The organism is Kitasatospora sp. NPDC059973, assembly GCF_042737525.1.
In the GTDB taxonomy this organism is placed as follows: Bacteria; Actinomycetota; Actinomycetes; order Streptomycetales; family Streptomycetaceae; genus Kitasatospora.
This window is the reverse complement of record NZ_JBHWUI010000016.1, coordinates 18369-30694: the sequence shown is the minus strand read 5'-3', so window position 1 is coordinate 30694 and position 12326 is coordinate 18369. Positions and strand designations below refer to the sequence as shown.

The following is a 12326-nucleotide window of genomic DNA, read 5'->3' as shown; positions in this document are numbered from 1 at the left end:
CTGCCCACCGTCGCCGGGATGCTGCGACTGCTCGGCCGCGTCACAGGCGCGCCACCTGGGCCCGGCCAACTGGCACCCGACCCCGCCGCCGTCTCGGAACGGATGGCCCAGGCCCTCGTCTTCGAGCGCCAGTGCCGGCAGCTTTCCGCCGACAAAGCCGCCGAACCGCAGTTGGCCAGCGCCTACGCGGCAGCGGCCGTCCGCTCTGCCACGATCACCCGGCATCTCGGCGTTGCCCTCGACCTGTCCGTCAAGTGCGCCCTGACCGAGCGCGGTGCCCCGCGCAGTGCGGCCGAGTCACTGCAGCAGCGCCGCCACAAGGCCGCGGTGGCGGCCCTGACCGAAGCCGAGAAGGAGGCCGATCTCGGCCACCATGAAGTCCTCGGCTTCGCCTCCCGGATCGCCGCCTCCACCACCGACCCCCCGCCTGCCCAGCCGGTCGCTCAGCCCACGTCCCGGAGCCGCCGATGACCGGCGACCAGCACGAGGTGGGGCGGCTCCTGCGGAGCATGGCATCCGGCGCCCTGGAGGCGGCGGCGGGGCGACCCGGGCCTTCCGAACCCGTCGATGTCGCCGAGCAGCTCCAGGACGTGCTCGCGCTGCAACGGCACGCTGCCGCCAGCGTTGCCCGCTTCAACCAGGCGTCACCCGAGCAGGGCGCCGCCCGCACCGGCGCGCTCGTGTTCGCCTGGGCGGCTGCCCGCCTGGGACTGGTCGGCGCAGTCCTCGGGGAGACCCTGGAGGCCGCGGCCCACCTCTGGGACTCCGATATCGCCCCTCTCAACGCCCGGCAGTTCGACGTCCTGGAGGGCATCGTCGCCCAGGGGCTGGAGAGCACACAGCTTGGCCTGCGGGCCCTGTCGGCCGATCTCCTCGCCGCCAGCGCGGCCATCACCGCAGGGCCGCCCTGGCCGAACGTGCCGCTGCCTCCGGCCGCCGTCGCCTTCGCCGACCCGTCCGCACCGGAATCTGCGCCGATGCCGCCCGCCGCCGGCGAGCACGAGCCGCGCCCCGGCGCAGCCCGGCAGCGGACACGGCATCTCCTCATCGTGGCCTCGCCGCCTGCCGCCTCCCCCAGCACACCGCCAACTGCGGCCGTCCTGCCGTTCCGCCGTCCCTGACACGGCGCAAACCGCCCGACCGCCCCTTCACCGTACGGAGCCCGCCATGCCTACCCCCGACCCCGCACCGACCCCCGTCGACTACCAGAAGCGCCTTCGCCTGGTAGCCGACCAGGCCGAGGCACTGGCCAACGGACTGCCCGGCCCCCTCGCCGCCGACCCCGGCGTCCCGGACGCCCGCGTCGTCGCCCAGCAGCTCGGCGCCCTCCAGTTCGTGCAGAGCAGCGCGCTCGGCGCCGCCGACTACGCCAACAGCATCCCGCTCGACCCCTCCGCCACGAGCGCCGCCCGGCGGACCGCCATCGCCCTCGCCGGAGCGCACACCCGGGTCACGGAGGCGACGCGGCATCTCGCGCAACTCTTCCAGCACTCCGTCACCGCGGATGTGTGGGCGATGCCCGACGCGCAGCCGGTAGACCCGCGCCAGGTCTACGCCGCCGCTCGGCACCAACTCGGCGCCGCAGCACGAGAGCTGCGGAACGAGGCTGACCGCCTCCCGTCCGCCGGGATCTCCCATCTGCCCGCCGCGGCCCGCCAGCGTGCTGCGCTGACCCTGCCGCAGCGGCTGCGCCGCGCCTTCACCGGCCGCTCGGCCGAGCCCACTCCCGCCGCCGCCCTGCCCCGCAGCTCCGCCAAGCCGCGCCGCTGAAACCCAGGACCCCCACCATGACCTCCAGCACCATCGAGACCCAGTCCCAGTGGCTGCTCGGCACCGCCGGCAACCTGCACGCCTTCCGCGAGGAACTGTGGCGCCTGTACACCTACCGCGATCCCCAGACCGTCCGCCTCGACGCGGTACTGGCGGGGATGACCCAGGTGCAGCAGACGCTGCTGGCCAACTCCACCGACGAGTACGACACCGTCGCTCTCGACTCCACCAAGCCCGAGGACATCGCCTGGCGGCGGTGCACGGTGGCCTACGCCTACGCCGGGCTGCTGAACGCCAAGGCGATCCTGCGCCTGCAGCCCGCGGTCGTCTCCGCCACGCTCATCCGTCTCACCCCCGGGCCCGCCTACGCCTCGCCGCACCGCCTGGCCTACTTCAAGTCGCTCTCCGCCGGACAGGAGGTCCTCGACGAGGCCGTCTGGAAGCTGCGGGAGGCCGCGGAGCACCTGACCGGCCCGGAGCCCGAGCTGCTCAAGGCGTTCACCGGCGACGCAGCCTTCCGCATGGTCCGCTCGGCCGCCGTGACCGCCAAGCCCGCCCAGCCCAGCACCGCCCAGAAGGCGGCCGGGGCCGACGCCGTGGTCGTCGTCGCGCCGCCCAGCCGCGCCGCCAGCGCCCGCGCCGGGGCGCGCCGATGAAGGCACCCAACCGCGAGGGGCCGCGGATCGGGTCGATGTGCTCCGGCTTCGGCGGCCTGGACATGGGGGTGCAGGCCGTACTCGGCGGCGAGGTCGTCTGGCACGCCGAGATGAACCCCTCCGCCGCGCAGATCCTCGCCCACCACTGGCCTAGAGACGCCAAACCTTGGCGATATCACTGCAGTTGACTGGTCGAGCGCCCCCCCGATCGACGTCCTGACAGCAGGCTTCCCCTGCCAGGACCTGTCGGTCGCCGGAAAGCGCGCCGGCCTGATGGAGGGCACCCGCTCCGGACTGTGGCTGACCATCGCCGACGCGATCGACGTCCTCAAGCCGAAGTTGGTGATCATTGAAAACGTACGCGGAATCCTCAGCGCAGCCGCTGCCGCGCCAGCCGATGGCGACCTGGAGTGCGGCTGGTGCGATCTGGGAGACAGCGGAGGTGAGCCTCCTCTGCGGGCACTTGGCGCGGTACTCGGAAGTCTGGCCAACCTCGGGATGGATGCGCGGTGGACGCTGCTATCCGCGGCAGCCGTCGGTGCCCCTCACCGCAGGGAGCGCCTCTTCCTCGTGGCCTGGCCCGGCAGCTCCGGGCCTGCCGACCCCGCGGGCGCGCGATGCGAAGGGCCCGGATGCCTGGAGGGCCGACCTGGGGCACACGGTGGCTCTGCTCAAGACTCCGACGAGCAACCTCGGGCAGATCGGCGGCAGCCAGCACCCGGACAAGCGCCGGTCGGGCGGCCACGGCCCGAACCTCTCGGACGAGGTGGAGCACCTGCTACTACCCACCCCGAAGGCCAGCGACGGGACGCACGGAGGCCCGAACTCCCGTGGGAGCAAAGGGGATCTGACGCTCCCCTCGGCGGCGGCGCAGCTGCTGCCCACGCCGCGGGCCTCGGACACCGGGACGCCGGGGCGCCGGGCGGGGCAGGGGTTCCGGCCGCCGCTGTCGGCGGTCCTGCTGCCGCTGTGGGACCGGGTTCCGGAGGAGTGAGCCGGTGGGGCCCCTACGCCTCGGCTGTCGCCCGATGGGAGGCGGCCACCCGGCCTGCTCCTGAGCCTGTCGACGGCAACGGTCGCCTCGCCCCCGAGTTCGTCGAATGGATCATGGGCCTCGATGTCGGCCACGTCACCGGCGTTCCCGGGCTGTCGCGCTCGGCCCAGCTGACCGCTCTCGGCAACGGGGTGGTCCGCCAGCAGGCGGCTGCCGCGATGCAGCTGCTCGACGCCCCCGGTCTCCTCGCCGCCGCCTGCTGCGGCGGGCGGCGGTGAGCCGGGCGCGCTTATACCGCACGATCGGCCGGATGCGTCCGGCCGATCGCGGCGGAATCTTGTCTCACGACCCCGCGACCGCACCGAAAGGTCTCTTCCTCCCTTGACCGCATCCGAGCCCGACGAGGGCGCCGAGCCGAACTCCGGCTACAGCGGCGCCCAGATCGAGGCCCTGTCCGCGAAGCTCACCGCCCTGGCGGCCGGCTTCGACGCGCAGGCCGAGCAGCTGGCCACCATGTCGACCGCGCTGGAGCCCGAGGACGACGCCCCCGTCGCCGAGCCCATGTTCATCGTCGCCTTCGAGGACCCGGCCTACTGCAAAAGAGGTCGAACTCATGGTCCCGTGGGTCGACGAGATCTTCTCGAAGATCTACGGACCCGAAACCACGGCGAGTCGGCCGTGGTGCGTGCGCTGGCCTGAGCACCCCGAGGCCGTGGCGCGGCTGCACGCCCTCTGGCTCGCCTGGCAGGCCGCGATCGACCCCGAGTCGGGGGCCAACGGACCCAGCGCGTGGCAGCGCGACCACCTGGAACCGGCGCTGACGAAGCTGCGCGGCGCCGACGGTCCCTTCGGGGCGTGCACCAGCTCCGCCGGGCACGTTAGCCACCGCCTGCTGGAGCACCCGGCGCTGACCGACCCTGACTCCCTCACCCTCCCCACCTCGACCTGATCGGAGGCCGACATGCCCGACCTCAGCCTGCCCGAGTGGCAGCCCGCGGACCCCGCCTCCGCCCGTGCCCAGCAGCACTTCCTGGATGCCGAAGGGGTCTACGACCTCCTCATCGAGACCGACCCCGACGATCCCGAGCCCGACAGCGACAACTTCCTGCTGTTCGAGGACCTCACCGCCTACCAGGGGAGCGACCAGCCCGCGCTCGCCGCGCACCTGCGCTACGGCGCCGACGGCACCTTCACCCTGAGCACCCGCCAGGCCCCCACCTTCACCATCGCTGCGGCGTGGCTGGTCGCCCGGGGCGCTGATGTCGGTGCCTTCCTCCACCGCGCCGGGCACTCCGGCTCCCCGGTCGACGAGCGCAGCGCCACGGTCGCCGCCCGGTTCATCTCCGACCACGCCCGCTACGAGCAGGTCGAGCACGCTGTCGAGCCCGGCGAGACGTGGGTGATGCTGCGCGACACCACCTCGGCCGGTGCCGCTGCCCCGTTCCTGCTCCAGCTGGAGGCCGGCGACCCGGAGCGCGGCTACACCCTGCGCGAGGGAAGCTTCTCCAGCCCGCAGGAAGTCCAGCAGTGGCTGGAGCACCGCCGTGCCGCGCTACCGCCCGTCGCCCAGGGCGCGGCCACCGTGGTCTACAGCCCGCAGGCGCAGGCGGCACGCGCCCGCACCACCGCCGTGCCCGCCAAGGGCACCGGCGCCGAGGCCGCCCCCGCAGCCGTCCCGGTACCCGCCGGGCGGCGGGCAGTGCGGTGAGCGAGCAGCGGCCGAGCAGTCCTCCGGTGGGCTTCTCCGCCCACCCGGAGGCGCTCGCCGACCTACTGGACGCACCGGCGGACGTACGGGACCTGGCGCTGGAATACCTGGACCGGCTGCTTCGCGCCGAGGTCCGCGGGCCGCTGCTCGACCAGCAGGGCGACCGCGACCTGCGCGATGCCCGCAAGCTCTACCTCGACGACCGAAACGCCTACAGGCTCGTTTACACCGAGCACCGCGCACCGAACAACCCCCGCCGCCTGCTCGGCATCCACCTGGTCGCGGTCGGGCGGCGCTTCAACATCGCCGTCTACAAGACGGCGGCCGAGCGGCTGCAGGCCGAACGGCTGAAGCAGGCCGCCGCGCAGGAGGCCCCGCGGTCCGGCATGCCGGCAAGGTTCCAGGCTGCCCTCGCCGCCTCTACCGGCCGGCCCTCACCGGCCCAGGCTGTCGCCGCCTCCCCCAGCGGCGCCGCGCCCACCGTGGTCGCCGCACCCGCCGCCCTCCCGCCAGCTGCCGTCCGGCGCTGACACCCGACACGCCCACTGCCACATCGGAGTTCGCCATGCCCGCATCCGCCACCGCCACCGTCCTGGACCGCGCCCAGCTGACCGCCGAGGGGATCTCCACCCGCTGGTCGACCCGCGTGCTGCGCACGTTGGGCTCCTCCGGCCCGCTGCGTCCGGCCGAGATCGTGGACGCCACGCCGATCCCGGCGGGGAGCCTGCACAAGGTGACCGGTCTGCTGGAACGGGCGGGCACCATCACCCGTCTGCCCCTCCCCGGCAGCCACCGGTACGAGCTGGCGCTCACCGACGCCGGTCGGGCCCTGGGGCCGGTCCACGCCGCCGCCCTGGCCTGGGCGGACCGGCACCTGGTCGGACGCGGGGACCTGGCGGCACCCGAGGCCACCGACGACGCCATGAGCCTGTTCGCCAGCCCCCACACCGGGTCCGTGCTGTTCGAGCTGGTGGCGAGCGAACCGTTGACGGTCCCGCAGCTCGCGGAGCGGCTCCCCGTCGGTGGCTCGGGCGTGCTGCACCACCGCCTGTCGGTGTTGGCCGAGCAGGGCCTGATCTCGCGCAGCGGCACACCGAGGTCCTACCGGTGGGCGATCAGCGAGGCCGGCATGCACACCGGCGCGATGGTTCGCGAGCTGTCGGGCTGGGCGGATCGGCACCTGCCCGCTACCGCCCGCCCGGCATCCGGCCAGCGCGCGGCCTCCTCCTCCGTCGCCGCGGCCTCGAGCCGCAACGTCACGGTGGTCGCGGCCCCCCGCCCTGCCAGCACGCGGACCGCTGCCGCCAACCTGCACCGCGACACCCTGCGGATCCACTTCTCCCACGCCCCCAGCCCGCAGCCCCCAGCCCTCCTGCACAGCGCCGCCGCCGGCCCCCGCCGCTGACCGCCATCCCGCCCTCGACCGGAAGCCCCGCCCTGACCACTACACCCACCGCCACCACCCGGCGGCCCGGCCCCGACCGCCCGATCCGCAGCGTCCTTCGCACCCCGCACGTCACCGTGCTGCTCACCGCCACCCTGGTGGGACGGCTACCCACCGCGATGGCCCCGCTCGCCCTGCTGCTCGCCGCCCGCGCCGACCACGCGGGGACGGCGATGGGAGCGATGCTGGCCGCGCTCTACGCCCTGAGCTCCGCCGTCGGCCAACCCCTGCTCGGCCGGGCCGTCGACCGCCGCCGTCTGGCGGGCGTCGCCCTTGCCGCAGCGGCCGTCGCGGGCAGCGCGTTCGCTGCACTCGCCATCCTCGGCACCGGCCGCAACCCCGCGCTCTCGTGCGCCCTGGTCGCGGTCGCCGGTCTGGCCACACCGCCGCTGGAGGCCGGGCTGCGGGCGATGTGGCCGCGCCTGGTCGCCCCGCAGGACCAGCAGGCGGCCTTCGCCCTGGACGCCACCGCCCAGGAGCTGGTGTACGTCGCCGGGCCCGCCCTGGTCACGGTCCTGTGCCAACTCTTCTCACCCGCTGCGGCGTTGCACGTCTGCGCCGTCCTCGGCCTGGCCGGCACGGCTCTGGTCGCCTCCCGCCGCCCGGCCCGGTCCCGCAGCTCCGCGCGTCGGTCGGCCCACTGGCTGGGGCCGCTGCGCTCGCCCGGCCTGCTCGTCCTACTGGGAGCCGCCGCGCTCCTGGGCGCGAGCCTGGGGTCGTTCAACGTCTACGCCCTGACCGCGGCCGACCGCCACGGCACCGGTTGGCTCGCCGGGGCACTGCCGGCCGCCCTCTCCCTGGGCAGCCTTCTCGGCGGCATCGTCTGGGCCCGGATCGCGCACAGCGCCCCCACCGGCCAGCTGCTGCGAACGGTCAGCGTGCGCTTCGCCGTGCCGTTCGCGCTGTTCCTGCTCACGCCCGAGCCGGCGCTCGCGGTGGCCGCCGCCGCTCTGCCCGGTCTCTTCCTCGCCCCGTGGTTGGCCGAGGCATTCCGTCTGGGAGACCGGCTCGCGCCCCTGGGCACCGCCACCGAGGCCGCGGCCTGGCTGGTCGCCGTCATCGGCCTCGGCGGCGCCACCGGAACCGCCCTGGCAGGGCAACTCTCGGCCAACGGCCCCGTCCCCGTCGCCGCGCTCACCCTGACGAGCGCCGCCGCAGCCGCACTGACCCTCTCCCTGCGCCGCTGACCCGCCCGGCACCCACAGCTCTCAACTGCCAGCGGATCGGCGCACGCCAGCCCCACCTTCAACTTGTCTCCGGAGAAGCCTTCTTGCACCACTCGACCGCCCCCGTCACCATCATCTGGGACTGGAACGGGACCTTGCGCGACGATGTCCAGGACCACCTCGACGCGCTCAACACGACACTGCCCGACCTGGGCAGCGACCCGATCACCCTGGAGCGCTACCGCGCCGAACACCGCACCCCGATCCGGGACTTCTACGACGCCCTGCTCGACCGCACCCTCACCGACCAGCAGTGGCACGACGCCGACGCGGCCTTCCAGCGCGAACTCGCCCAGCACCCCGTGCGGCTGCAGCCCGGCACCCGTGACCTGCTGCTGCGGCTGCGCGCGCGCGGAATCCGGCAGAGCCTGCTGTCCCTGTCCCTCCACGACCGGCTGCTGACCGAAGTCGGCAAGACCGGCATCACCGGACTCCTTGACCGGATCGACGGCCGCCACGAACCGGTCGTCGGCAGCAAGGCCCCCGCCATGGCCCTGCACATCGCCGCCCTCGGTGCTGCCACCGACCCGGCCCGCACCCTGGTGATCGGCGACACGGTCGACGACGCGCTCGCCGCCCTGTCCGTCGGCGCGGTCCCAGTCCTGCACACCAGCGGCCTCCACTCGCCCCAGCGCCTGGCCACTGCCGGCGTTCCCGTCGCCGACGGCCTGGAGGCCGCCGTCGAAGCCGGCCTGTCCATCATCAACTCCGCTGACCTGGAGCACCGGTGACCCCCGAGCCGCGCGCCGGGCGGCCCGTCCAGGAGTGGAGGCCGCGCAAGGCCGGAAACGTCGACCTCGGCACCCGCCTGGTGTGCACCCGCCTGCAGGTCGAGCACCCGCGCCGTCTTCCCGGCGCCGGAACCGTCACGGTCCACGGCGCCGTCGCCGACCAACTCGCGTCCGAGGCGCGGCGCCTGGACGACGTGCAGGCCCGCATCGTGTACCTGGCGACGGCCCTGCGCGGTGACCTGCAGCGCATCGTCGAGGGCCACGAGGCCGACCTGCCCGCCATCAACGGCGTTCTCCACAACACCGCGCCGGCTATCGACCTGCTCGCCGCCCGCCGAACCGAGCTGCACCGATCGGTGACGTCCCTCATCGAGGTCTACGAGACCTTGCCCCCCTTCGTCCCCGCACCCGCACCGGTGCCCGCCGCGGCGGCGAAGACGACCCGGCAGCGCGCCGCCTCCCCCCGCGCCCGCCGCCCGCCCGGCGAGGCGACTTCGGCGACCGCTGTCCCGGCGAATGCCGCGCGGCCACGGAGCCGATGAACATCTGCCTGCCCGACGAAGGGACCACGACCTGACCAGCCCCTGGGACACCGGGCCGTACTACGACGCCGAGGGCAACCCACTCCTCGCCGGCCAGCGCCTGGTGCGGCACCACCTGGACGTGTCCTCCTCGGACCTGCGGCGCCGCCACCGCGACGAGGAAGGTGCACACCGCGAACTGGCCGACCACGTCGACCTCCTGGCCCGCCAGGTCGACCTCCTGGACGACCAGATTCGCGCGAAAGCCGCCTCCATCCGCGACCGCCTGCTCCCGCTGTCTTGCGGCAACCACCGCGGCGTGGACACCAACGGCGTGCTGCGGCTGGGCGCCATGGACCTAGAGGTCCTCGGCATCCGGTACGCCCAGAGCCTCGACACGCTGGAGCACACCGTCCTGGCCTACCAGCGCGCCGCCCCCGCCGCGCCGCCGCCCGATCGCGCCACCGCAGCCAACGCCCGCGGCGCTGTCCACTCCAGCCCCACCCTCGCACCCGCCCTCGCATCCGCCCCCAGCACCGGAGAACCCCATCACCGACGTGACCGAGCCGCTCCTCGCCATTGACGAGGCCCTCAAGGTCGAAGAGCTCGAAGCCCACACCGAGGAGGACAGGCGCAGGTGGTGGGAGTTCGCCTACGAGCGGAACATCGGCGTCCTGGCCGCGCAGCACACCGCCAACCCGCACACGCCGCTGCTGACCGACTCCTACCTCGTCGTGCACGACGGCACGATGACCTGGGATATCCCCGGCTCGGACCAGCTCGCCGGAATCCACGTCCAGCGCGACCTCGGCGCAGGAACGTTCCGGCTGGAGTACGAGCGGGCACCGATCGTGGCGCTCGCGCAGAACTGGCTCGTCTCCCGCGGCGCCGACCTCGACCAGGTGACGCCGCGCGACGAGGGACTGCCGACCACCGACCAGCCCAGCCGCGACCTGGAGCGGCGGCTCGCCCTGACCGGAGACCGGTACTGGTTCGCGAACTCGTACACCTCCGATGTCGTCCTGGACCCCGCCCACGCCGCAGGCGGACCACCGAGCGCTAACGAAGACCTCATCTACGACTTCAGCACCTGGATCATCGCCGAGGACCAGCGGCCGGAGCCCGGACTGCACCCCGTCCGGGTGTTCTTCGAGGACGTCGACTACCTCGCCCGCACGTACACCCTGCGGGAGGGAGGCTTCCCCGACCGGGACGCCGCCTACGAGTGGACCCGGCGTGCCGGCGATCCGGACAACCCGCTCCCGCCCGTCGAGGTCGCGCCCGCATCCAGCCCGCGCAGCGCCGCCGCCCGCGCCACCAGCCCCTCCGCCGCAGCAGGCCCCGCCGCGTCCGCAGTCGCGGTCTCGCCCCACTCTCCCGATACGACCGCCACCCGCACCCGGTGACGGCCCTGCCCCTAGGAACGCCCATTTCCACCGAAGTTCAGCAGGCGCGCCGCCGCCCGCGCACCAGCGAGCCCCGCACCGCGCAGAAGTCCGTGCGCCTGACCCCGACCGCGCTCGCGGCCATCCGCGAGCGCGCGGCACGCGAACATCTGACGGACTCCGGCTTCATCGCCAACGCCGCGCTGGCCGCCGCCCTGGCCGACGGGCCCGTCGGCCGACCCGACACGGACCCCCGCCGACCGCTGGCCGAAGCGCTCGACCGCCTGGCCGGCGAGCTGCGCACCCTCACCGATACCGTCCCCGACCCCGAACGGGGGCAAGAGGCGCTGACACTGCTCTCCGGTCTCGCCGAGCGGACCTATGCCGCCCTCGACGCCGTGCTGGAGGCGGCGTGATCCCCGACATCTCCACTGGCAACACGCCTCGCCCGCTGCTCAGTTACCTCTACGGCCCCGGTCGGCGCGAGGAGCACGAGGACCCGCACCTGGTCGCTGCCTGGGACCGGCACGGGGCCCCCGACCCCGGCCGTGACCCGGGCGCCACCGTCGGCCGACTGGCTGCCCGGCTGGATCAGCACGCCCAGCTTCGTGCCGCCGAGCTCGGCAAGATGCCGCCCAGCAGGGTGTGGCACTGCTCGGTGCGTACCGCCCCCGAGGATCCGCTGCTCACCGACGACCAGTGGGCCCAGGTGGCTCGACGGATCGTCGCCGCCACCGGGCTCGCCCCCGCCCAGGGTCCAGGGTGTCGGTGGGTGGCGGTGCGCCACGCCGTCCACCACATCCACATCGCCGGGATCAGCGTGCTGCCGGACGGCTCGCGTCCGGCGATGCACCGCGACTCGACCCGGGCCCAGGCCGAGTGCCGGGCGATCGAGGCCGAGTGGGGCCTGCGCCTCATCGGCCAGGGCGACCGCGCCACGACCAGCTTCCCCACCACCGCCGAGATCATCAAGGCCGAGCAGCAGGGCTGGGACCAGCCGTCCCGCGTCTGGCTCCAGCAGCGCATGCGCCATGCCCTGGCCGGCGCCCGCACCGTCGAGGAGTACGCCGCCGCCCTGGACGCCGACGGTGTCCTGCTGCGCTGGCGCACCGACGAGATGGGCGCCCGGGTCGGGTACAGCCTCGCCCGCCCCGGCGACACCGGGACCAGCGGCATGCCGGTGTACTTCGCCGCCGGCCGCCTGGACTCCGCTCTCACGCTGCCGCGGCTGTCCCAGCTGCTGGCCAGCGGCCTGACCTCGCAGCCGTCCTGACTACCTCCCGGCGCTCCCGACCCGATCTCGCCGAGGAGGCGAACCCGCTGACCCCCACACCGATCGACGACTTCACCCGAGCGCTGGCCCTGCGCCTGCCCGGCCCGTGGAGCCCCTCCCTGCGCAGCAACACCACCGCTGCTCAGCGCAACGCCCTGATGGACCGGCTGTGGGACCTGGGGACCGCCCACTGGGCGCTGCTCGACTTCGTCAACGACCGCGTCGGCCAGGTCAACCACCAGGCGGGCCTGGACCTGGTGGTCGTCCGACGGCCCCTTCGCTCCCACCAGTACCTTGTGGCGGCCCTCGTCCCCGTCGGCCACGGACTCGCCCACCAAGTCCAGGACTACGCCGTTCCGTTCGGCGTCGCGGTCACCGACGACCCCGTCCGCGCCGCCGCCTCCGTCGCCCGGCGATTGCTGCCCTCCTACCAGCAGGCGCTGCGCGCCGTCGGCCACAGCGCGGGCTGGAGCACCCTCACTGCGATCCCCGCCAGCCGGGCGGTGGCTGCCACCGGCCGCAGCGCCCATGACGTCACCGTTCTCGCTTCCCCGCCAGCCACCGTTTCCGCCCCGTCCGGCGCCAGCACGCGCCGAGTCCGAACCTGATGGAGCTGCC

General features: G+C 74.1%; 19 protein-coding genes and 1 pseudogene. All 20 read left to right on the top strand.

Annotation, left to right across the window (positions count from 1 at the left end):
- Window positions 1-18 precede the first annotated feature (18 nt).
- Entirely contained in the window at window positions 19-471 is a 453-nt protein-coding gene (locus ACFWA9_RS07175; RefSeq protein ID WP_380384010.1) for a hypothetical protein, read from the top strand.
- Window positions 468-1121, top strand: a complete 654-nt coding sequence (locus ACFWA9_RS07170; protein WP_380384007.1) for a hypothetical protein — start codon at window positions 468-470, stop codon at window positions 1119-1121. Before ACFWA9_RS07175 ends, ACFWA9_RS07170 begins: the two co-directional genes overlap by 4 nt.
- 46 nt (window positions 1122-1167) lie before the next feature.
- Entirely contained in the window at window positions 1168-1770 is a 603-nt protein-coding gene (locus ACFWA9_RS07165; RefSeq protein ID WP_380384005.1) for a hypothetical protein, read from the top strand.
- A gap of 17 nt (window positions 1771-1787) precedes the next feature.
- On the top strand, window positions 1788-2426 hold the full coding sequence (locus ACFWA9_RS07160) for a hypothetical protein (protein WP_380384002.1): 639 nt from the start codon (window positions 1788-1790) through the stop codon (window positions 2424-2426).
- Window positions 2427-2600: 174 nt separating this feature from the next.
- Window positions 2601-2942: pseudogene (locus ACFWA9_RS07155) on the top strand (DNA cytosine methyltransferase); the annotation flags it as partial.
- Window positions 2943-3087: 145 nt separating this feature from the next.
- Entirely contained in the window at window positions 3088-3420 is a 333-nt protein-coding gene (locus ACFWA9_RS07150) for a hypothetical protein (protein WP_380383999.1), read from the top strand.
- Between the two features lie 113 nt (window positions 3421-3533).
- Complete coding sequence (locus ACFWA9_RS07145; protein ID WP_380383996.1) at window positions 3534-3698, top strand: hypothetical protein; 165 nt, start codon at window positions 3534-3536, stop codon at window positions 3696-3698.
- Window positions 3699-3801: 103 nt separating this feature from the next.
- On the top strand, window positions 3802-4119 hold the full coding sequence (locus tag ACFWA9_RS07140) for a hypothetical protein (protein ID WP_380383993.1): 318 nt from the start codon (window positions 3802-3804) through the stop codon (window positions 4117-4119).
- Window positions 4034-4369, top strand: coding sequence for a DUF4913 domain-containing protein (locus ACFWA9_RS07135; protein WP_380383990.1), 336 nt, complete (start codon window positions 4034-4036; stop codon window positions 4367-4369). The genes ACFWA9_RS07140 and ACFWA9_RS07135 overlap by 86 nt, the downstream gene beginning before the upstream one ends.
- 12 nt (window positions 4370-4381) lie before the next feature.
- Entirely contained in the window at window positions 4382-5128 is a 747-nt protein-coding gene (locus tag ACFWA9_RS07130) for a hypothetical protein (RefSeq protein WP_380383987.1), read from the top strand.
- On the top strand, window positions 5125-5658 hold the full coding sequence (locus ACFWA9_RS07125) for a hypothetical protein (protein WP_380383984.1): 534 nt from the start codon (window positions 5125-5127) through the stop codon (window positions 5656-5658). The genes ACFWA9_RS07130 and ACFWA9_RS07125 overlap by 4 nt, the downstream gene beginning before the upstream one ends.
- 35 nt (window positions 5659-5693) lie before the next feature.
- Entirely contained in the window at window positions 5694-6533 is an 840-nt protein-coding gene (locus ACFWA9_RS07120; RefSeq protein WP_380383981.1) for a winged helix-turn-helix transcriptional regulator, read from the top strand.
- Between the two features lie 116 nt (window positions 6534-6649).
- Window positions 6650-7759, top strand: a complete 1110-nt coding sequence (locus ACFWA9_RS07115) for an MFS transporter (protein WP_380383978.1) — start codon at window positions 6650-6652, stop codon at window positions 7757-7759.
- 83 nt (window positions 7760-7842) lie between these two features.
- Complete coding sequence (locus tag ACFWA9_RS07110) at window positions 7843-8529, top strand: HAD family hydrolase (RefSeq protein WP_380383976.1); 687 nt, start codon at window positions 7843-7845, stop codon at window positions 8527-8529.
- Window positions 8526-9071 (top strand): hypothetical protein, encoded by a 546-nt coding sequence (locus tag ACFWA9_RS07105; RefSeq protein ID WP_380383974.1) that lies wholly within the window; start codon window positions 8526-8528, stop codon window positions 9069-9071. The genes ACFWA9_RS07110 and ACFWA9_RS07105 overlap by 4 nt, the downstream gene beginning before the upstream one ends.
- Window positions 9046-9633 (top strand): hypothetical protein, encoded by a 588-nt coding sequence (locus tag ACFWA9_RS07100; protein WP_380383973.1) that lies wholly within the window; start codon window positions 9046-9048, stop codon window positions 9631-9633. The genes ACFWA9_RS07105 and ACFWA9_RS07100 overlap by 26 nt, the downstream gene beginning before the upstream one ends.
- Complete coding sequence (locus ACFWA9_RS07095; RefSeq protein WP_380383970.1) at window positions 9608-10456, top strand: hypothetical protein; 849 nt, start codon at window positions 9608-9610, stop codon at window positions 10454-10456. Before ACFWA9_RS07100 ends, ACFWA9_RS07095 begins: the two co-directional genes overlap by 26 nt.
- On the top strand, window positions 10453-10851 hold the full coding sequence (locus ACFWA9_RS07090) for a plasmid mobilization protein (RefSeq protein ID WP_380383967.1): 399 nt from the start codon (window positions 10453-10455) through the stop codon (window positions 10849-10851). Before ACFWA9_RS07095 ends, ACFWA9_RS07090 begins: the two co-directional genes overlap by 4 nt.
- Window positions 10848-11708: a relaxase/mobilization nuclease domain-containing protein gene (locus ACFWA9_RS07085; RefSeq protein ID WP_380383964.1), complete on the top strand. Its 861-nt coding sequence runs from the start codon at window positions 10848-10850 to the stop codon at window positions 11706-11708. The genes ACFWA9_RS07090 and ACFWA9_RS07085 overlap by 4 nt, the downstream gene beginning before the upstream one ends.
- A 158-nt stretch (window positions 11709-11866) precedes the next feature.
- Window positions 11867-12316, top strand: a complete 450-nt coding sequence (locus ACFWA9_RS07080) for a hypothetical protein (RefSeq protein WP_380383962.1) — start codon at window positions 11867-11869, stop codon at window positions 12314-12316.
- The last annotated feature ends 10 nt before the right edge of the window (window positions 12317-12326 follow it).

Excerpts from the sequence above, each read along its gene's own strand:
- ACFWA9_RS07080 (WP_380383962.1), top strand. The coding sequence starts at position 11,867 with ATGGACCGGCTGTGGGACCTGGGGACCGCCCACTGGGCGCTGCTCGAC.
- ACFWA9_RS07145 (WP_380383996.1), top strand. The coding sequence starts at position 3,534 with ATGGGCCTCGATGTCGGCCACGTCACCGGCGTTCCCGGGCTGTCGCGC.
- ACFWA9_RS07100 (WP_380383973.1), top strand. The coding sequence starts at position 9,046 with ATGCCGCGCGGCCACGGAGCCGATGAACATCTGCCTGCCCGACGAAGG.
- ACFWA9_RS07130 (WP_380383987.1), top strand. The coding sequence starts at position 4,382 with ATGCCCGACCTCAGCCTGCCCGAGTGGCAGCCCGCGGACCCCGCCTCC.
- ACFWA9_RS07135 (WP_380383990.1), top strand. The coding sequence starts at position 4,034 with ATGGTCCCGTGGGTCGACGAGATCTTCTCGAAGATCTACGGACCCGAA.
- ACFWA9_RS07165 (WP_380384005.1), top strand. The coding sequence starts at position 1,168 with ATGCCTACCCCCGACCCCGCACCGACCCCCGTCGACTACCAGAAGCGC.
- ACFWA9_RS07170 (WP_380384007.1), top strand. The coding sequence starts at position 468 with ATGACCGGCGACCAGCACGAGGTGGGGCGGCTCCTGCGGAGCATGGCA.
- ACFWA9_RS07175 (WP_380384010.1), top strand. The coding sequence starts at position 19 with ATGCTGCGACTGCTCGGCCGCGTCACAGGCGCGCCACCTGGGCCCGGC.
- ACFWA9_RS07160 (WP_380384002.1), top strand. The coding sequence starts at position 1,788 with ATGACCTCCAGCACCATCGAGACCCAGTCCCAGTGGCTGCTCGGCACC.
- ACFWA9_RS07120 (WP_380383981.1), top strand. The coding sequence starts at position 5,694 with ATGCCCGCATCCGCCACCGCCACCGTCCTGGACCGCGCCCAGCTGACC.